19 protein-coding genes are annotated in these 18,662 nt (G+C 43.0%); 5 read left to right on the top strand and 14 right to left on the bottom strand.

Features of this window, described 5'->3' with window-relative positions:
- Positions 1 to 2: 2 nt before the first annotated feature.
- Both GLO7428_RS16070 and GLO7428_RS16065 read right to left on the bottom strand, forming a co-directional pair.
- Positions 3 to 770, bottom strand: a complete 768-nt coding sequence (locus tag GLO7428_RS16070; RefSeq protein ID WP_015189631.1) for an FRG domain-containing protein — start codon at positions 768 to 770, stop codon at positions 3 to 5.
- Between the two features lie 136 nt (positions 771 to 906).
- Complete coding sequence (locus tag GLO7428_RS16065) at positions 907 to 2,115, bottom strand: MFS transporter (RefSeq protein WP_015189630.1); 1,209 nt, start codon at positions 2,113 to 2,115, stop codon at positions 907 to 909.
- 275 nt (positions 2,116 to 2,390) lie between these two features.
- Between GLO7428_RS16065 and GLO7428_RS16060 the strand changes: the two genes are divergently transcribed.
- On the top strand, positions 2,391 to 2,573 hold the full coding sequence (locus GLO7428_RS16060) for a DUF4089 domain-containing protein (protein ID WP_015189629.1): 183 nt from the start codon (positions 2,391 to 2,393) through the stop codon (positions 2,571 to 2,573).
- Positions 2,570 to 3,940 carry an Asp-tRNA(Asn)/Glu-tRNA(Gln) amidotransferase GatCAB subunit A gene (locus GLO7428_RS16055; RefSeq protein ID WP_015189628.1) on the top strand — a complete coding sequence of 457 codons (1,371 nt, stop codon included), beginning with the start codon at positions 2,570 to 2,572 and terminating at the stop codon, positions 3,938 to 3,940. The genes GLO7428_RS16060 and GLO7428_RS16055 overlap by 4 nt, the downstream gene beginning before the upstream one ends.
- Here GLO7428_RS16055 and GLO7428_RS16050 read toward each other — a convergent pair.
- From GLO7428_RS16050 to GLO7428_RS16040, 3 genes are all read right to left on the bottom strand, one after another.
- Positions 3,928 to 4,431: a GNAT family N-acetyltransferase gene (locus GLO7428_RS16050; protein WP_015189627.1), complete on the bottom strand. Its 504-nt coding sequence runs from the start codon at positions 4,429 to 4,431 to the stop codon at positions 3,928 to 3,930. The two genes, GLO7428_RS16055 and GLO7428_RS16050, sit on opposite strands and share 13 nt — an antisense overlap.
- A complete protein-coding gene (locus GLO7428_RS16045) occupies positions 4,428 to 4,937 on the bottom strand; it encodes a GNAT family N-acetyltransferase (protein WP_015189626.1) in 510 nt (169 codons plus the stop codon). The genes GLO7428_RS16050 and GLO7428_RS16045 overlap by 4 nt, the downstream gene beginning before the upstream one ends.
- A 191-nt stretch (positions 4,938 to 5,128) precedes the next feature.
- Entirely contained in the window at positions 5,129 to 6,145 is a 1,017-nt protein-coding gene (locus GLO7428_RS16040; protein ID WP_015189625.1) for a GTP-binding protein, read from the bottom strand.
- 130 nt (positions 6,146 to 6,275) lie between these two features.
- Between GLO7428_RS16040 and GLO7428_RS16035 the strand changes: the two genes are divergently transcribed.
- Both GLO7428_RS16035 and GLO7428_RS16030 read left to right on the top strand, forming a co-directional pair.
- Positions 6,276 to 7,016, top strand: coding sequence for a DUF3891 family protein (locus GLO7428_RS16035; RefSeq protein WP_231295496.1), 741 nt, complete (start codon positions 6,276 to 6,278; stop codon positions 7,014 to 7,016).
- Positions 7,017 to 7,520: 504 nt separating this feature from the next.
- A complete protein-coding gene (locus GLO7428_RS16030) occupies positions 7,521 to 8,453 on the top strand; it encodes an isopenicillin N synthase family oxygenase (RefSeq protein ID WP_015189623.1) in 933 nt (310 codons plus the stop codon).
- Here the strand turns inward: GLO7428_RS16030 and GLO7428_RS16025 are convergent.
- The gene (locus GLO7428_RS16025; protein ID WP_015189622.1) at positions 8,450 to 9,190 is read right to left on the bottom strand and encodes a lycopene cyclase domain-containing protein; all 741 of its coding nucleotides are present in this window, start codon (positions 9,188 to 9,190) and stop codon (positions 8,450 to 8,452) included. The genes GLO7428_RS16030 and GLO7428_RS16025 overlap by 4 nt on opposite strands.
- Before the next feature lie 267 nt (positions 9,191 to 9,457).
- Here GLO7428_RS16025 and ilvN point away from each other — a divergent pair, with 267 nt between their 5' ends.
- A complete protein-coding gene (gene ilvN, locus GLO7428_RS16020) occupies positions 9,458 to 9,979 on the top strand; it encodes an acetolactate synthase small subunit (protein WP_015189621.1) in 522 nt (173 codons plus the stop codon).
- A 98-nt stretch (positions 9,980 to 10,077) separates the two neighbouring features.
- Here ilvN and GLO7428_RS16015 read toward each other — a convergent pair whose 3' ends face one another.
- From GLO7428_RS16015 to GLO7428_RS15980, 8 genes are all read right to left on the bottom strand, one after another.
- The gene (locus GLO7428_RS16015; RefSeq protein WP_015189620.1) at positions 10,078 to 10,452 is read right to left on the bottom strand and encodes a cytidine deaminase; all 375 of its coding nucleotides are present in this window, start codon (positions 10,450 to 10,452) and stop codon (positions 10,078 to 10,080) included.
- 133 nt (positions 10,453 to 10,585) lie between these two features.
- Positions 10,586 to 10,834, bottom strand: coding sequence for a DUF4926 domain-containing protein (locus tag GLO7428_RS16010; RefSeq protein ID WP_015189619.1), 249 nt, complete (start codon positions 10,832 to 10,834; stop codon positions 10,586 to 10,588).
- Between the two features lies 1 nt (position 10,835).
- The gene (locus tag GLO7428_RS16005; protein WP_015189618.1) at positions 10,836 to 11,270 is read right to left on the bottom strand and encodes a DUF6883 domain-containing protein; all 435 of its coding nucleotides are present in this window, start codon (positions 11,268 to 11,270) and stop codon (positions 10,836 to 10,838) included.
- Between the two features lie 54 nt (positions 11,271 to 11,324).
- A complete protein-coding gene (locus tag GLO7428_RS16000; RefSeq protein WP_015189617.1) occupies positions 11,325 to 12,329 on the bottom strand; it encodes a zinc-dependent alcohol dehydrogenase family protein in 1,005 nt (334 codons plus the stop codon).
- A 19-nt stretch (positions 12,330 to 12,348) separates the two neighbouring features.
- On the bottom strand, positions 12,349 to 14,037 hold the full coding sequence (locus tag GLO7428_RS15995) for a GspE/PulE family protein (RefSeq protein ID WP_015189616.1): 1,689 nt from the start codon (positions 14,035 to 14,037) through the stop codon (positions 12,349 to 12,351).
- Between the two features lie 303 nt (positions 14,038 to 14,340).
- Positions 14,341 to 15,666 carry a dihydrolipoamide acetyltransferase family protein gene (locus tag GLO7428_RS15990; RefSeq protein WP_015189615.1) on the bottom strand — a complete coding sequence of 442 codons (1,326 nt, stop codon included), beginning with the start codon at positions 15,664 to 15,666 and terminating at the stop codon, positions 14,341 to 14,343.
- Positions 15,667 to 15,847: 181 nt separating this feature from the next.
- Positions 15,848 to 16,297, bottom strand: a complete 450-nt coding sequence (locus tag GLO7428_RS15985; protein ID WP_015189614.1) for a YlqD family protein — start codon at positions 16,295 to 16,297, stop codon at positions 15,848 to 15,850.
- 36 nt (positions 16,298 to 16,333) lie between these two features.
- Positions 16,334 to 18,274, bottom strand: coding sequence for a long-chain fatty acid--CoA ligase (locus GLO7428_RS15980; RefSeq protein ID WP_041919218.1), 1,941 nt, complete (start codon positions 18,272 to 18,274; stop codon positions 16,334 to 16,336).
- Positions 18,275 to 18,662: the final 388 nt, after the last annotated feature.

The following is an 18,662-nucleotide window of genomic DNA, read 5'->3' as shown; positions in this document are numbered from 1 at the left end:
AGTTAATCGGTTTTAGGAAGCGGCATAAAAACTTTTTGCAAGTTGTATTTTTCATTTTCATACCTTTCATCAGCAAGTTTTGTATAAAGCCATTCAAGATGCGCGCAAAGTCCTTCTAAATCAGGAAATAGTTCTGCTGAATTCACTCCTAAACGATCGAGTTGAAACCGGAAAAGTGCAAATTTGTCTGACGGGATAATTAACTTTGTCAAGCGCGGGATGTAAGTTGGATCTGTATTCAGTGCCGCAAATGTTCCTGCTTCCACATCGTAATAGTGTGCTGTAAACCAGCCCCACTGCGCCTTAATTCTCTCTGTAACGAGTCTTGGTTGCAGCAAGGAAATTCTATCGATTTGAAATGGATCTTGAGGCTTTAAAGTAGATATATAATCTTCAGCGTCAGGATGAAAAAGCCAAATCACGCCATTTTGATTTTCAGCAGCTGGCTTGCAGACTGTAAACCAAAGTGCAGCTAGCGGAATCACACTCCAATCGAGTAGTCGAGTTGCGAGTCCGTGATGTTGCATGATTGCTAACCATTCCCAATCATTATCTGGTTTTTCCTTGAGTAAGGGAACGCTTAGCAGTTTAAAGTTATTCAGCATCGCCTGTTCTGCTTCAAGAACGGGTATTGTAGTTGATATGCGGGCGATTTTAGGTAATAGGTGTAAATCTCTTCTTTGCCCGCGATAAAGCGCGCGTTTACCTCGATTAATGTCGCCAATGCATTCAACAAATTCAGGGACGGAGTTAACAATTACTTCTTGCATTGATAGCTAGATTTGGAAGAACGTTATGAAGAGGATTTGACGAACCACAGAGGAACCAGGCGAAAGGTGCGGAGGTGTCCGCGCCCTGTAGCAACTGGCGTAACACAAAGGGAAGAGATTAAAAGAGAATTAAGAGTTATCTTTGAGGTTCTCGATCGCTATATTTCCAGCGAATCATTACGCTAAGGGTAAGGGCGGTTACTGCTAGCATTAATCCTCCTGCAAGCCTGTAGGTTGTACTTAAGTTTAGCCAAGTGCTTAATGGTTGACTGACTAAGGGTGATGTAAACTGACCTAGGAAGAAACTCGTTGTCAATCCGCCTAAAATTCGTCCGCGCAGCGCTACGGGAGTTGATGAGGTTAAGCATACATTCATATTGGGCATGAGTAGCCCGATTCCTAATCCCGCGATCGCTAACCCGACTAAAACGAGTTCGTAGCTACGGGCAAAACTAATAACTAGATAGCCAATCCCCATTAGCCCAAAGGCGATCGCATAGATGTTTGTAAATGTGAAACGCGCCTTGAGGTGTTGATAACTGAGGGCACTAATCGAAGTTGCTAGCGTCGCAAGTGCGATCGCAATTCCACTTTGCGAGGCATTAGCGTTGGTAAGTTGCTGAAGATAAAAGGGAAGTTGCACCGGAATCATGTAAAACACGATTTGAGTCAGCAGTGCGATTCCATACGTCACGATGAGCAGTATCCAGGGAATTGATTCAGAAGTTACATCCAGCGGTTGTGAAGCAGTTCTCATAGTACGCTGCGGTTCGGGTAATATCAGCAAAACTAACGGCAGAATCAGCCACGCTATTAGATAAATTAAAAAAGGCAGTCGCCAGTTAACATCTGCAAGATAACCTCCTAAGGTGAGAAAAACGACACCACCAAATCCCATAAAGGCTGCTTGTAAACCCAAAAACTGCGCGCGAGCAGCCCCAAGATAGTAATCTGCAATCAATGTTGTTGCTGTCGTCATAATCGCTGCGACACTCAAGCCTAGCAGCATTCGCCCGACTAAAATCAACCCGATCGCATCAAGTAAAAAACCAGAACTTCCCGCTAAACCGTAGAGAAATACGGCTAAACTCAGCAAGCCTTTGCGACCAAAGCGATCGATAATCGTACCAGCGATGGGTGCTCCGATTGCAATGAATAGCGCAGGAACTGTCAGTACCAGCCTCACTAAATAGTCAGCATTAGCAACATCAGAAAAGTGCTGTCGCATCGCCGGAAGCGAAGGCGCGATCGTCGCGCCAGCCATAACAGTTAATGTACTCACCAAAAGCAGGGTTGCTTTAACTAAAAAGGTATCAGGGCTGCGAAGTCTGATCGCGTTATTCATGATTATGTTGTTAATAATCTGTACATCTGAATGCTTTCATCGCTCAACTTCACTAAAAGCAAATTTACAGTCCCTTTCAATATCAGCCTGTATAAGTCTTGTGAATTATTTTCTTGCTCGATGCTATTTTGGTTGAATTATAGATGATATCCTCTGCGGTTAAATAGCCAGATTAGTCACTAGTCACCCTTCACCATTTTTACGATCGCTAATCAACCGGATTTAATATGATACTATTTCCCCACGCTCATCATTTGTAAACTAGATGGTGCAATATGGAGAAATTTGATGTGGCAGAATATGTCGATCGCACAGCTGCGGTTCTCAACTTAGAAATTCATCCAGAATATCGAGAAAACGTCGTAGCAAATTTTGAGCGAATACACGCGATCGCGCAACTCGTTAACGAATTTCCGCTACTAGAAACTGTTGAAGCTTTACCAACGTTTGAACCATGAATGATGCTGTCGCGATCGCTGCTGCTGTGCGTGAAGGTAAAATAAGCGCTGTAGAAGTGACACAAACTGCACTCCAACGCATTAGACAACGCCAAGAACTTAACTGTTTTACGGCGATTACCGATGAATCTGCATTGCGCGATGCAAAACGAATTGATGATGCGATCGCCGCAGGAAACGACCCTGGTTCGCTTGCAGGAGTTCCCTTTGCAGTCAAAAATTTATACGATGTTGCTGGAATTACGACGCTTGCAGGTGCAAAAATTAACGCAGAAAATCCACCAGCAACGCACGACGCCACACTAGTCGCTAAATTAAAACAAGCAGGCGCGGTACTCGTTGGTACGTTAAATATGGATGAGTACGCCTATGGTTTTGTTACTGAGAATGCACATTATGGCGCGACGCACAATCCCCACGATTTCAACCGCGTTGCAGGCGGTTCTTCTGGCGGTTCCGCAGCAGCAGTAGCGGCGAATTTAGTACCCATAACGCTCGGTACAGATACAAATGGCTCAATTCGCGTCCCTGCGGCGTTTTGTGGCATATTGGGCTTAAAACCAACGTATGGTAGGTTATCTCGCGCGGGAGTTGCATTATTTTCCAGTAGTTTAGATCATACTGGACCATTTGCACGTTCAGTTCGCGACGTGGCAACGGTGTTTGATTTGTTGCAAGGATACGACGATCGCGATCCAGTATGTACGCGAAAATCACCCGAATTGTGTTTACCGCAACTCAATCAGGGTATTGAGAATTTACGAATTGCTATTGCAGGTGATTACTTTACCAAAGGCGCTGAACCGGAAGCGATCGCAGCAGTTGAACAAGTCGCGCAAGCGTTGGATATAACAGAATATATCACGCTCCCTGAAGCACACCGCGCCCGCGCCGCAGCGTTTGTGATTACTTCGTGTGAAGGTGCAAATCTGCATATCGAGAAGTTGCGATCGCGCCCCCAAGATTTTGATTTCGCAACGCGCGATCGCTTTTTGGCTGGGGCTTTGATTCCGAGTCATTGGTACATTCAAGCGCAACGTTTTCGCAGGTGGTTTCGCGATCGCGTCAAAGAAGTTTTCCAAAACGTTGATATCATTCTCGCCCCAACAACACCATGTTTTGCACCTTTAATCGGGCAAAAAACAATGATTTTAGATGGCGAAGAAATTTTAATTCGTCCACATTTAGGACTTTTCACCCAACCACTATCCTTTATCGGTTTACCCGTTTTATCTGTTCCAATTCACCATCCTGGTTCTTTACCTTTAGGCGTACAATTAATCGCTGCACCTTATAATGAAGCACTCATTTTACGTGTTGCGGCTGTATTAGAAGCAAAAGGCATCGTTTCCACTTATACTTCTTGAAAAGCAGGTGGATAAATAACTTTTCCTTGATATTTTTCCTGGTAAGCTGTCAGCAGTTTCACCATAAAAGCGTCTTCTGGTACAGGAAAAGGCGACGCAATGCAATAATTAACCGATGGCTGAAAACCAAAGCGCGGATAAAACTGAGGATGTCCTAAAACAACTACTAAAGCTTCTCCCATCTTATCCGCAGTTTCTAAACCAACTTGCACAAGTGCGCTACCAATTCCTTGTCTTTGAAATTTAGAAACAACTGCTAAAGGTGCTAAACCTAATACGCGGAAATTTTCTTCTCCTGCAAGTTCAATATAACTAAATAAAATGTGACCAACTAAAGTATTATCAACTTCTGCAACGAATGACAATTGAGGAATATAACAATCCGACTCACGAATTTTATCAACTAATTGCGCCTCATTTTCACGTTCAAAAGCTTGAGTGTGAACATCATAAATCGCCGAAGCATCTCGCGCATTTTCACAACGAATCATTTAAACATTAACTCCATAAATATCCAATTTACATAATATTCTTCAGGAATTTCACTTTCAGGATATGGCTGAATGCGTTGAAAACCAACTGAATGATAAAGTGCTTGTGCTGCTTTAGCAAAAGGTGCGCAATCCAAACGTAACTTTGAGTAACCTATCTGTTGTGCTTCACTAATAATTGCTTGCACTAAAGCCTTACCAATTCCTTTTCTGCGGTATTCTGGACGAACATACATTCTTTTAATTTCGCCCACATCCTCGCCAATTTTCCGCAATCCAGCGCAGCCTGCAATGCGATCGTCATATTCTGCTATCAACAATCGCCCTGCTGGAGAAACAAACTGCGGCATTTTTATGATATCCTGCTGCAAAAGAACATCTACATCAAAAGTAATACTAAATTCACGTTGAACAAGAAAATGAGTTACAGTTAAATTCTCTTCAAGTAATCTATAAATATGTTTTTTATGCTCCTCATTTTCTACTTGAATAATTTTAAAGCTCATTAATTCTTATATCAATCCTAAACCAAAATAAAATTTATATTTTTAACTATATTACAAAGTCCCCCACGAGTGGGGAGCCAGTCCGCAGAAGGGCGCTTCGGAAAGGTCGAGGAGGAACTGGCGTGGATTTAGGGGCAAAAAACCTCAGCTTTTCAACCCTGTCATGTATGTATTATTCTCTTCAAAAAACATCACACCAAACACTCATTTAGCTGTTGTTGAACTTGAGCAATATCTAAATCACGCCCAATCAATACCAATTGGTTTTTTGGAGAACTCACCCATTGTTCTGCATTCATATCATAGCGCGAACCACTCAGTTGAAAAATATGTCGTAAATCGCTATCGCTAAACCACAAAATACCTTTAGCGCGAAAAATATTTTGTGGCATTTGTTGCGTGAGAAACTGTTCAAATTTATGCACACTAAACGGGCGATCGCTCTCGAAGGATAATGAAACAAAGCCATCGTTTTCGAGATGATGCGAGTGATGATCGTGGTGGTGATGGTGGTGATGGTGGTGATGGCGATCGCTATGTGTATCTTGAGTGAACATGTCAACTGGTGTCATTCCTATACCGAGAATTAGCGGTAACGGAACTTGACCGTATTGAGTTGGAATAATTCTTGCTCCTGCTTTAATATTACGAATATAAGCTTGTACTTCCTCTAACTTTTGCGAAGACACAAGGTCAATTTTATTCAGCAAAATCATATCTCCATAGTAAATTTGTTTTAGTGCAGCTTCACTATTAAAGTGATCGGGAGTAAATGCCTCAGCATCAACTAACGTCAGGATCGAATCTAGCTGAGTCAAATCGCGTAGTTCTGTACCGACAAACGTGAGAATGATTGGTAAAGGATCGGCAATACCTGTCGTTTCTATCACTAAGTAATCAATACGGCTGTCACGTTCTAAAACTCGATAAACAGCATCAACAAGTCCATCATTAATTGTGCAACAAATACAACCATTACTGAGTTCTACCATGTCTTCATCGAGCGAAACTAAAAGTTGACTGTCAATGTTGATATCGCCAAATTCATTCACTAAAACAGCAACTTTCAAATCCTTTTTGTTCGTCAGAATTTGATTAAGTAATGTTGTTTTACCACTTCCTAAAAAACCAGTAATAATTGTTACTGGCATTCCTCGCTTAGGAATATTTAATGCAGATTCAGTTGTCGATGTCATTAAATTTGTCATCAGTTCTTCCTCCATTACAGTGTTTTGATAATGATTATCATTTTAGCTTGTTAGCGTGACTTGGGAAGAATATAACCTGCGGGCTAGTATCCTTAACGCGGTACTTAATGCTAAAAATGAGAACTGTTGTGTGTATTGGAAATATATGATCGTTAACCCTACCCGTGATGGATGGGAAATTATCTATCACCGCGCCCATGCGTTGCTTGCAGCCCAAATTGCTGGACAATGGCGAAGAAAAGAAGTTCCTATTCGGTTATATGAGACGATCGCCGCAATTTCGCACCACGATGACTTAGAAAAAGAATGGGAGGAAAAGTGTCTCACGCCAGCAGGCGCGCCAATGGACTTTACGCTCGATCCCGAAACATCTTATGATGAGTTACGCAAGCATCTAGAAGGTGCATTATATCGCGGGCGCTGGGTAGCATTGCTAAATTCAATGCATATGAGTCGCTTGCAAGAAGGAAAACGTTCCGAATCCGCCGAAGCTGCTCGTTTTTTAGACGAACAGTTAAAGAATCAACAGCAGTGGTGTAAAGAATTAGGGATCTCAAAACAAGATGCAGATGATGCGTATGCATTTATGCAGTGGTGCGATCGCGCTTCATTAATTCTTTGTCAAAAAGAACTCCCCGCCGATAATCGCGCCCTAGAAATTAGTAAAGCACACGACGGGCAACGTTACGACATCATGCAAGTCGATGAAGGCTTCGTGACAGTCACACCGTGGTGTTTTGAAGATAAGCGCTTTACAGTCAATGTAGAAGCATCCGATCTCAATCAAGTTAAATTTGATGACAACGCCAGCTTAGTTAAAGCGTTAAAAGCCGCACCGCGTCGAATCATCGAGTGGACATTTGTCAAGTGATAAAAGTTTAAAATTTGTTCTATCTTTGCAGAGCAAATTGAGATCGAGATATATGCCTTACTAATATATTCCTGCAACTGGTATCATTTTAACTGCAATATTGTACCAGAACGACATACTGGCAAGAGAACTTAAGCATAAACTAAATAAATTCTCTCTTGCCACTTTTTTAGAAGCTTGCGCCTCTTATTCTTAAAATCCTAAAAGTACGATACGATACGGCTGACTTAAGCCAAAGAACAGATAATATAAGTAAGTGAGCATAATTAAATATCACACGTAACATTGTCAGGTAATAGGTAATGGGTAATGGGTAATAGAGACTCTTTCCAATTACCAGTCCTTAAGTTATGTTTATTTTTACCCACTTACTTACAACAATCTCATAGTGTTTAGGAACTCTCCCAATTTCTTGCCTCTGCGATCTCTGTGACTCTGTGGTTCGTTTGGTTTCTAACAAAAACAACTTCCCTGTCATTTTCTACTCCTTAAAAAAACGCTGAAATGCAGATTCCAGTTATTGATTTTCAGCCATTCACCAAAGGCGATTCAGAAACACGACAAGCTGTAGCACAGCAAATTTATCAAGCTTGTCACGAAATTGGATTCATGTATCTCAAAAATCCAGGGATATCTCCGCAACAAATCGAAGCCCTATTTACGCAATCGCAGTCTTTCTTTAATCTTCCTTTAGAAGTCAAGCAGCAATTAGCTTGGAGTGATGAAGTCAGTAATCGCGGTTATGTTGGAATTGAAAGAGAACGTCTCGATCCTGATAAACCTGGAGATCTCAAAGAAGCATTTAATGTTGGTAAAGAACTCAGTAGCTATGGCGCTGCTGCGGCAATGATAGTTAACAAGTGGCTACCCGATCGCGAAGATTTTCAAAGCGATGTTCTTGCTTTTTGGGATGCTTGTTGCGAAGTTGCAGCACAAGTTTTACAAGCATTTGCGATCGCCTTACAAGTACCAGAAGACTTTTTTGAAACTAAGCACGATCGGCAAAATCATACATTACGACTACTGCATTATCCACCCATCGCGCAACTACCAAAACCAGGACAAGTTCGCGCTGGGGCGCATTCTGACTATGGGAGTATGACACTTTTATTTCAGGATCGCGTAGGAGGATTAGAAGTCCAAACGAGAAGTGGTGAATGGATTTTAGCACCTGCAATTCCTGATACAGTCGTCGTCAATACAGGAGATTTGATGCAGCGGTGGACAAATCATATTTTCTGTTCTACCAAGCATCGAGTTCTGATTCCAACAGATGAACGGATAACGCAATCGCGCTATTCTATTGCCTTTTTCTGTCATCCCAACCACGATGCAGAGATTGCGTGTCTTCCCAGTTGTCGTAGAGAAAATCCAGCGATTTATCCACCCATATCCGCTGGAGAACATTTATTGAGTCGCCTACAAGCAACTTATTAATCAACAGATGCGATCGCTGCAATTTTTGGCAGTTTTAACAACAGCAACAATAACAGTCCCTGCACTACCATAATATTAGTAACAAGAAAGAAAATTGCCTCTTCGATTGGCAAGCCAAACAACTGTAACCCCGTCGTATACATTTCAGAAATTTGCCAAATACCGTTACCAATTGCAATGCGGTCAATTACCCATAAATAGAGTGTCGGTACCACAGTCGCAATTAACCAGATGCGTTGCATTGCTTGCAGTGTTGCTGCACCTATCACCCATTGCAGCGTTATTACAGGCGCAGCCCAAGCGAGAATAAGTCCTAAATATACTGTCGAGGGCGATCGCAGCATCAAAAACCCAGCAACACTTAACGTTACCCCAACTACCAGTAACAGCACGCGTAAAACAGGGGAAGCCGTCTGTTGAGTTGACTTTTGTTGACGCCCCAGCAGCCAGTAAAGCCAAAGTCCTGTCAAAATACATTGCAGGATAAAAAATAAATATTCTTCAATTGGTACATAGCCAATTGTGCCTAAAACGCGATCGCTACCATATCCCCACACTTTCCGCCAAACTAAATAGTTATCCCAAGGCGTTGTATAAATAAAAGCGACAACGGCAATTAAAGGTAATCCTAACCACGCCCTACGCCCACCGACACCTGCAAGTGGTTGCGGCTGTATCCATGCAAGAAACAAAATTGGGGGAAGCACAAACAACAAGTGAAAGACAAAATAGCTCATAACTCCGGCGTGATTGTATAAAATGCAAGCAGCACTTGCTAATCAAATAGTATGTACCATTGATTGAGTTAAGCTGTCACTATCTCTGGTGTTATCGATACGTGTAGATTCGCCATAGTCAAATAATTAGTAAATAAAAGCTGACATATATCTATATTTTCTTACGTTTAAAAGAGCAAAAATTCGATAAAATATATGGTCTAGGATAATTAGTTTGATAGCGACAAGCGATCGCTCTTTGAGAAGTTACCGCCTTTTTTGGCAACAATGAAACACACCTTATCTGTTTTAGTAGAAGATGAAGCGGGAGTTTTGACCCGCATTGCTGGTTTATTTGCACGTCGTGGCTTTAATATCGAAAGCCTCGCAGTAGGACCTGCGGAACAAAACGGCATTTCGCGAATTACAATGGTTGTCCCAGGTGACGATCGCGTCATCGAGCAACTGACAAAACAACTCTACAAGCTCGTTAACGTCCTCAAAGTACAGGATATTACCGAAACTCCGTGTGTCGAGCGCGAATTAATGCTGCTCAAAGTCAACGCTACAAGTTCGACACGCTCAGAAATTGTTGAGTTATCACAGATTTTCCGCGCCCGCGTTGTCGATGTTGCTGAAGATTCACTCACGTTAGAAGTCGTCGGCGATCCTGGTAAAATGGTGGCGATCGTTCAGGTGTTGCAAAAGTTTGGTCTACGCGAAGTCGCTCGCACGGGCAAAATTGCTTTAACCAGAGAATCTGGAGTGAATACAGAACTACTTAAATCTTTAGAAGCAGCAAAAGTTTAACAGAGTATTGCTGTTAGAGTCGTTAGCAACACAGTTGAGCGGTGGTAAATAACTATTGTCTCCCTACTCTAATCGCTTCAATACTGTGTTAAGCTGCACTACATCCAGTGATGAGGTAACAAATCGCTTAGCGTTATGTAACTTATGTCATCAACGATCACTTTTGCCTTGAGATTCTCTTTACTTACCTGTACCATTAACTCTCTGCACCTTCCACATGGCATCAGGATTTTTTTTGAACTCACTGCCACAATGTAATCAATCACAGTTTCACGGGCTTTAAGCATCTCGGCGATCGCTGCGTGTTCAGCACAAAACCCAATACCACACGCCAAGTCCAAACATATTCCTGTAAAAATAGTGCCTGCGTTTGTCATTAATGCGCAACTTACAGATCCTGCTGATAACCCCTGTTCGGCAAGCTGAAATTCTCCAAGTACGGTAGTGGCTTTCTTGATTAGTTCTTGGTGCATTATCACTGAGTGCTGAAATCTTAAAGCATTTCCCTACTAAATAATCTTAAGATTTCCTCACCTTAGACACAGCAGTTTTAATCAAAGATCATTCATATTTGGAGGTAATGCAGCCCAACAGAGAAGGTGAATCTCAACTTGCTTTTGCTAAAGAGCGTACTGTTAAAATTTCATCAGCACTTAGGGAACTCACAGTAGAAATTGGTACAACAATCACTGTCAGAGATTCGCCAACCGCATTGAAGACTTCCAGTACACAACCTTCTTCGCCACCACTCGGATGCGGCACAAAGTCAACTAGCGTTGCAATATCTCCCGCTTTTAGCTCATATTCTGGTAAGTCACGAGTTAAGGTGACTTCTTGATATAGCTCTAATGTCATATTAAGTCTCCTTGCGAGGTTTGAGCGTCACGAACTGAAACTTTCCATCAATCTGTCGTTGTAGCCAAATTGTCACAACTGCTAAAGTGATACCGTTGACACCAGTTAGTTTCCCTGAAACTTGATAGAAGGTTCCATACTCATTGCTTCTATCTTCAATAGTCTCTCCTGTTGCTACAAGTGACTGAATTGCTTCTTTCAATGCTTTTGGATTATCCTGCGTAAACCCAGCCTGCGCCAAAAATTTTGACTTGTCACTCCTGGTTTTGTGGACAAGTAGGTAACGGGTTATTTTATCCTCTGGAATGATTGCATCTCCAGGAATTCTCACACTAAAATTTCCATACCCTTTTGATGTCGAGCCAACACAAAAGCCAGGATTGTACCTATAGTATCGCTTCACCGACGGTTCGCCAACCACAACGCTACTAATCACTGCATGAAATACCGATAATTTAGGCAGATGAGATAGCTTGCCTGCTTCTTATCGTCACTCGTTACCACTGACTAAGACAATCTTACCTATCGTCGATCCAGCTTCGAGGACTTGATGTGCGGTAGCTGCTTTTTCTAGCGGAAAAATTTTATTAAGGTGAATTTTGAGCTTTCCTTCATCAAACCATTGCCGACAGCGATTGAGAATATCGGCTTGATGTTGCTGCGCTTCAACTAGCCCCTGTAGCATGGGGGTCAGCATTAATTCATAGCTGATTCGGAGATTGCGATTTCTAGCAACTTTCCAAGTCGTACTAGCATCCGGTTCTAGGATTGTCACAAGATCTCCGTACACGCGCACCGCTGCGAAAGTCTTCGCAAAAGTTTCGCCACCAACTGTATCAAAAGCCAAATCTACGCCTTCTCCACCTGTCCAATCGAGCACAGCTTGCACAAAATCTTCTTCTTTATAATTGATTGCACGATCAGCACCTAGTTGATGTACAAATGCGGCTTTTTCATGCGAACTTACAGTTGTGCAAATCGTCGCACCATGCAACTTAGCCAATTGAATCGCCACATGACCAACACCACCAGCGCCAGCGTGAATCAAGACTTTTTGCCCTGGCTGAAGTCGTCCGCGATCGCATAAAGCTTCCCAAGCAGTAATTAATACTAAAGGTGCCGCCGCCGCCGCAACAAAAGACAGCGAACTAGGTTTAGGGGCGACAAAACGTTCATCGACTACTACGTACTGCGCGTAGTTACCCTGCTTACCACCAAGCCCACCTTGACAAAAATAAACTTCATCGCCAACACGAAACCGCTGGACACCCGAACCCACCGCTTCGACGACTCCAGCACCATCACAGCCTAGAATTGCTGGCATTTGATTTGGATAAAACGTACCGCGCCGTCGTAATTTTGTATCGATAGGGTTCACACCCGCAGCTTGCAGGCGCACGAGGATTTCGGTGTCGTTTTCTATGCTAGGAGTTGCGACTTCCTGTAGTTGCAAAACATCTGGATTTCCAGGTGCAGTCATTAAAACAGCTTTCATCGTTAAAATTCAAAGTTCATCATTCATAACTCCGCACAGCGCTTAAGCGTTTAACCTTTGTCCAGTCTTTCTCTGAAGACTTCGAGTACAAAGCGGTACGCGGGATGACTCGTAACACTTCTTCTATAGTAGTCAAACCACTGGTGACTTTGGCGATCGCCGCTGTCCGGAAAGAAGCAAAATGAGTTTCCTGAAGATAGTGACGTAGCTGAGTAATCGTTCCTTCGTAAATAATTTCCCGCACAACATCATCGATATCGAGTAACTCGACAATCGCTTCACGCCCTAGATATCCCGAATGAAAACACGCACTACATCCTTTACCTTTGCGCCATTGTGATGCATTCGCTTGGCTCAAGTCAATCCCCAAAACACGTAAGTCAGCTTCTGTCGGAGTATAAGGTTCACCACAGTGGGGACAGACACGCCGGACTAACCGCTGTGCCACAATTCCGAGTAATGCATCGCTCAGTAGCGCCGGATCAGGTCCAATATCTTTTAAACGCGGAATCACGCCGATCGCATCATTCGTGTGCAGTGTTGTAAATACCAAGTGTCCTGTTAGGGCTGCACGAACTGCGGTTTCTGCGGTTTCGTGGTCGCGAATTTCTCCTACCATGATAATATCAGGGTCTTGCCGCAAAATCGCCCGCAAACCAGCCGCAAATGTCATTCCTGCGGCTTCATTCACTTGAGTTTGCGTAATTCGAGGTAAGACGTACTCGACCGGATCTTCTACCGTCACCACATTAACGTTTTCTTTTGCGACACTTTGCAAACTTGTATACAGCGTGCTAGTTTTACCCGAACCTGTGGGACCTGTAAGAATAATCATACCCTGAGGCTGTTGTAACCAGTTTTTGTAGAGTGATAAGGTTTCTGGAGAAAAGCCTAAATTATCAATGTTAGAAAATGGGTTTTCACGCGGTAGTAAGCGAATCACAGCCTTTTCGCCGTTGACACAAGGAAGCGTACTCACGCGCATATCCATTCCTATATCAGCAGCCGTTGCTGTCGAATATTTCTCCTCAATACGTCCATCTTGCGGGCGGCGACTTTCAGAAATATCCATGTTGGACATTACTTTTAACGCGACAATCACGCGACGACTCTGTTCTGGTGGCAGCATGGTAATATCACGCAGTACACCATCAATCCGGTAGCGCACGCGCAATCCTTCCGCAGTTGGTTCGAGGTGAATGTCACTCGCACGGTTGCGTAACGCCCCCGAAAGTAAGGTTTTGATGCGTTCGATCTGATCCGCCGCCCGCGATAGCGAGATTTGCGTCGTTTCAGAAATATTTTCCTGTTCGTGTTCGCCTGTCAGTGGATTAACTAGTGGTGAAGCATTAATGCGATTATTATTGATATTTTGGCTATGAAACCAAGTGCGATAGCTTTTGTCAGAAATTGGAATAATTTTAATTTCGCTACCTGTACGTTTTGTGATGAGCGCGATCGCGTCAGGAGTGATACTAACAGGACTACCTAGATAATAACAACCGCGCCACAGCAATAACGGAATTGTTGGCGGTAACAAACTTTTATCAGGAAAGTGACGTAAGAATCTATAGCAAACATCATTGTCTAACAGTTCATAGTTAACGTTTCCCTGTTCGTCTACCAGTAGTTTTAAAGCTTCATTACAAGTAATTTCCTGATTTTTTAATCTTTGCCAAGTCGAGGTTATATTCGATGAAATTTGCATTTTTTATATAGTTAAATACTGACAATAAAAGCTTAAATAAAGCGGTGAGAGATTCTAAGTTTTATCCATAAATTAAAAATCCACCCTAAACTTAACGCTGTTTATTCTAGGCTTCCAAGCGAGATTACACTGATAGCTTAGAACGATTTCAATGTTATTAAATAAATATTGTCAGTGAATTTACAGAGAATTTTTACTCTAAAAATATATGAAAAAATCGCAATTTTACGCTTGACCAAATTCAATAAAAAAGACTCAGGGTTACTAACCCCAAGTCTGCTACTCAAATAAATTGTGCAAAGTTTACATTGTGAGCGATTGGGGATTTGTCTCAATCAACTTCGCTAAATCTTGTAAAAAGGCAGCCGCGTGCGCGCCATATATGATACGGTGGTCGCACGTAATATTGACTTGCATTTGCTGCCGCACACCGAACATTCCATCGATCGCGACAACTTGCGATCGCGCAGCACCTACCGCAAGAATCGCTCCTTGACCTGGTGGTAAAATCGCATCAAACCGATCGACCCCAAACATCCCCAAATTGGACAACGTGAAAGTACCGCTGTTGTATTCTTCAGGTTGTAGTTGCTTCAGACGAGCGCGGTCAACTAGCGATTTCCAATTACGTGATAGTGAATAAATATCAATTTGGTCGGCATTTTGCAATACTGGGGTGATTAACCCACCATCATCCATCGCCACAGCAACAGCAATGTTAATCGCACTACGATATTGAATACCTTGTTCCGAATAGCTGGCGTTTACCAGCGGATGTTTCTGCAACGTCACAGCAACAGCTTTCGCCAACAGCGCAGTCATCGTCACGCCCTTAGACTTAATCTGCTTGTACAGCTTATCTAATTCATTGGTCGTAATCGTGTAGCCGACGTGGAAGGTAGGCACTTGTAAACTTGCTACCATGTTCCGCACTACGGCATTTTGCAGCGTATTCAAAGGTACGACTTGACCTGGTGCAGCAGTAGCGACGGGGGCTGGTGCGGGTGCAGGAGCGCTTTTAACCGTTGGTGTGGGTGGTGGTGCGACAGGAGCCTTGATTTGCGGTTGTGCGGCTGGTGTCGGTTGGGTTTTACCTGCTGCTGCTTCGATATCTTGTGCCACAATTCGACCGTGAGGACCACTACCTTGCAGATTACTCAAGTCAACTTTGAGTTCTTTGGCGAGTTTCCGTGCCCGTGGCGAAACCATCACGCGTCCGGCACGATGTGCTGCACCATTTCCATTTGAGGAGGCTTCAGCAGTGTCAGCCGCAGTTGCTGCAACCGTCGTTGAAACATCTGCAATTTGCCCTGGTGAGGTTGTCGTATCGGCTTCAGACTGCGTAGCGCCGCCAGATTGAGCTTGTTGCTTGGCAGTTTCAATTTCAGCTTCGGTTTCAGCCAAAAGCGCGATCGCCGAACCAACGGGAGCGCTATCACCTGCTTCTACTAAAATTGTCGCCACGTAACCTTCATAAAAGGATTCGACATCCATATCAGCTTTGTCGGATTCGACAACTACCACTGTTTCGCCTTTTTCCACTTTGTCACCAGGCGATTTGACCCAAGAGACAATTTTCCCTTCAGTCATAGTCGAGCTAAGCGCAGGCATAAATATTTCGTGAATCATGGAGCGAAATCCTGAAACGAGAAAGTAAAAATTAGTTTAGAGTAGAGGTCAGAGGTTGGAGGTCAGGGAGTTTACTTAAGAAAGCCGTGAAATGTTGAGTTAAGAAAATTCTTCTAATTCAGAACTCAAAATTCAATAATTACTATTCACTAGCCACTCATTACTATTCGCTCACTCCTCATTAAATATCACCGCGAATTTCTTGGACAACTCCATCACGTAGCAATATTTCTACTTGTAATTTGCCGATCAAATTGTCCCCAATTGTGGTACTGAAAATCCCCTCAATCTGAAATTGGTTGACTTCCTGCTCAAGTTCGAGCAACTGCACTTGTTGCAAATTTTGCAAACTTTGATTTTTTTGTTCTAGAAGTTCGCTTTTTTGCTGATTGACCTGCAACTGAATATTTTCGATCTGTTGCAACGTTTGCGGACCTGGAGGCTGTAAACTCTGCTTTTGAATTTCAGCGATCGCCCGTTGTCCTTGCATTTCTAGCTGTTGCAATTGCGTGTCCACAGCATTGATTTGGGCTTGAAGTTGTTGCTGTACTTCTTCTTTCCAGCGGGGAGTGACAACAGCTTTGACGTTGACGGCGCGTTTTAGGAGTAATTGTGGTTTGGATGCATCCATAATTTTGCGATCGCTATTAATATATTTAAAGTAAAATCAGGCAAACATCTTGTTAATGATATCGCGATAACGCTCTGTCACAACCGGACGTTTGATTTTCAAAGTTTGCGTCATCATGCCATTTTCCATCGAAAATGGTTCTAAAACGAGTTCAAATGGACCAATTCGGTCATCGGGGCGATAACCTGGACGATTTTTGACTTCGCGATTCAACTCTTGGCGGAATAAGTTCTGAATTGTTTTGCTGTTGAGATCGGTGGGTGAATCAACTTTTAATTCGATATTCTGGCTAGCTGCCCATTGTTCTAAGGCTTCAAGATTAGGAACAATCAATGCACCGAGCGATTTTTGGTCTTGTCCAACGAGCATGATTTGATCGATATAAGGCGATCGCAAACACGCATCTTCAATCGGTTGCGGTTCGATATTTTCGCCGTTCGTCAACACAATCGTATCTTTCGCGCGACCAGTAATCACTAAATCATTTTCTGGTGTCAACCAACCGAGATCGCCCGTATCAAACCAACCTTCGGAATCAATCGCTTTTGCTGTGGCTTCGGGATTTTGATAATACCCTTGCATGATTTGCGGTCCGCGTACCATCACTAACCCGCGTTCTCCTTGCGGTAAGGGTTGGCGTGTTTCAGGATCGACAATTCGTACTTGCGTTCCTGGGAGTGGTTGTCCCGCCGATCCGCGCAAATTACGCCACGGGCGACGCGCATTCGTCACAGGAGAAGTTTCGGTAAGTCCATATCCTACCAACACTTCCACACCTACAATCTCAAAAAAGTTCTCTAGGTGCATTGCTAAAGAACCACCACCGCTAATCACTTGCTTGAGTTGTCCACCTGTTGCTTCGCGCACTTTTCGATAGACAATTTTTTCGCCTAAAGCATGAATTGGAGCCAAAGCCGTTGCTTGCACCGAAGCGCTAAGACGTTCTGATAAACTAGGATTTAAGGAATTTAAGCTTAATCCGTGAACAATTCTGCGGGCTTCAATAAACTGCTGACTCTTCGTGAGAAAAAAGTCAATTAACTGCTGCTTATTCGCCGGTTGTTCGCGAAACTGTTTTTTGACTCCTTCATAAATCGATTCCCACAGTCGGGGGACACCAACCATGTAATTTGGTTTAAATTCGCGAATGTCTTTTTTGACTTGGCGGATGTTTGTATAAATCTGCGTACAGCCTTGCGAAAGTAAAAAGTATTCACACGTACGCTCGTAAACGTGCCAAGTTGGTAAGATACTTAAAACGCGATCGCCCTCTTTTGGCTGCACAATACAGCCGAGCATTTCCACTTGATGCAACAAGTTACCATGCGTCAGCATCACGCCTTTGGGTTTACCCGTTGTGCCAGAAGTGTACATCAGTGTCGCCAGTGTTTCGCGGTTTTGTTGAACTGGCTGTAACGGTTGATTTTCGCCTAATGTCATCAACTGCGAAAAATTCAGCACTTTTAATTTTGATGCATCCGCTTCAGGAATTTCGTCTGAGAGTAAGACAGCAAACGAGATTGGTAATGAATCTAAATCTGCCCGCAGTTTTTGTAGCGTTTGTTGATTCTCGACGACTAAAGCAATACTGCCACTATTTTCTAAAATAAATAATAACTCTTGCCGCTCTGCTTGCGAACTGCGCACGACATTCGCTGCCCCAGCTGCAATAATTCCCTGATCCGCAATTAACCAGCGCGGGCTATTATCTGAGATCAGTGCGATACGCGGTGGGATATCACCGTTTTTTACTTCTATCTCTAAAGCTTGTAAAGCAGCGGCAAACTGTTGGATTTGCTGATATAACTGCGTATAGGTAATAACGGTTTCTGGCGTAGCGTGGGGATCTCGCAGCGCGATCGTCTTGCCAAATCGCTGATGCGCTAATTGCCAGATTTCCGGTAAAGACTGTACCGATGAGTAATCTATTAACTGCTTGAGATTAAAGCGTTCTTGTTCGGTGAAATTATAAGACATATTAGGCGCAGGGCGGTTTACTAACATATATTAATCGCCAAATCAACCAGCTACTTTTACAAATTACCCTGCAATTGGCACAAATTACCGAAATTGTAAGACACTATTACATCTGTAATGTAGTAATCCTCAGTTAGCTATCAGATGCTGTAGAACTTGGTAATTGGTAGTCAGACTGTAGTAGCCGATTTTGATGCGATCGCGCTCATTCAGTGATCGATATTTCCCGTACCGCACAATAAGTTTGATAACAATTTAGTAAAGTAAATTAACGAGCATTTTTTCAATGTTTGCGGGGAAAGCTTCTGTACTATCAATTTCGCGCTTTTTTTGTCCCGAAAAGACTTATTCATAAATCTTAAATTTAGATTAGCTTATATAAACTACA

The sequence above is a fragment of the Gloeocapsa sp. PCC 7428 genome (assembly GCF_000317555.1).
Taxonomy (GTDB): Bacteria; Cyanobacteriota; Cyanobacteriia; order Cyanobacteriales; family Chroococcidiopsidaceae; genus Chroogloeocystis.
This window is presented reverse-complemented; position numbering and strand designations above follow the sequence as displayed.

Bases quoted from the DNA above. Each gene is read 5' to 3' on its own strand.
- GLO7428_RS16050 (WP_015189627.1), bottom strand. From the start codon at position 4,431: ATGATTCGTTGTGAAAATGCGCGAGATGCTTCGGCGATTTATGATGTT.
- GLO7428_RS16025 (WP_015189622.1), bottom strand. From the start codon at position 9,190: ATGAGCTATTTTGTCTTTCACTTGTTGTTTGTGCTTCCCCCAATTTTG.
- ilvN (WP_015189621.1), top strand. From the start codon at position 9,458: ATGAAACACACCTTATCTGTTTTAGTAGAAGATGAAGCGGGAGTTTTG.
- GLO7428_RS16030 (WP_015189623.1), top strand. From the start codon at position 7,521: ATGCAGATTCCAGTTATTGATTTTCAGCCATTCACCAAAGGCGATTCA.
- GLO7428_RS15990 (WP_015189615.1), bottom strand. From the start codon at position 15,666: ATGATTCACGAAATATTTATGCCTGCGCTTAGCTCGACTATGACTGAA.
- GLO7428_RS15985 (WP_015189614.1), bottom strand. From the start codon at position 16,297: ATGGATGCATCCAAACCACAATTACTCCTAAAACGCGCCGTCAACGTC.
- GLO7428_RS15995 (WP_015189616.1), bottom strand. From the start codon at position 14,037: ATGCAAATTTCATCGAATATAACCTCGACTTGGCAAAGATTAAAAAAT.
- GLO7428_RS16045 (WP_015189626.1), bottom strand. From the start codon at position 4,937: ATGAGCTTTAAAATTATTCAAGTAGAAAATGAGGAGCATAAAAAACAT.
- GLO7428_RS15980 (WP_041919218.1), bottom strand. From the start codon at position 18,274: ATGTCTTATAATTTCACCGAACAAGAACGCTTTAATCTCAAGCAGTTA.
- GLO7428_RS16055 (WP_015189628.1), top strand. From the start codon at position 2,570: ATGAATGATGCTGTCGCGATCGCTGCTGCTGTGCGTGAAGGTAAAATA.
- GLO7428_RS16060 (WP_015189629.1), top strand. From the start codon at position 2,391: ATGGAGAAATTTGATGTGGCAGAATATGTCGATCGCACAGCTGCGGTT.
- GLO7428_RS16010 (WP_015189619.1), bottom strand. From the start codon at position 10,834: ATGACATTAGAGCTATATCAAGAAGTCACCTTAACTCGTGACTTACCA.
- GLO7428_RS16040 (WP_015189625.1), bottom strand. From the start codon at position 6,145: ATGACAAATTTAATGACATCGACAACTGAATCTGCATTAAATATTCCT.
- GLO7428_RS16000 (WP_015189617.1), bottom strand. From the start codon at position 12,329: ATGAAAGCTGTTTTAATGACTGCACCTGGAAATCCAGATGTTTTGCAA.
- GLO7428_RS16070 (WP_015189631.1), bottom strand. From the start codon at position 770: ATGCAAGAAGTAATTGTTAACTCCGTCCCTGAATTTGTTGAATGCATT.
- GLO7428_RS16065 (WP_015189630.1), bottom strand. From the start codon at position 2,115: ATGAATAACGCGATCAGACTTCGCAGCCCTGATACCTTTTTAGTTAAA.
- GLO7428_RS16015 (WP_015189620.1), bottom strand. From the start codon at position 10,452: ATGCACCAAGAACTAATCAAGAAAGCCACTACCGTACTTGGAGAATTT.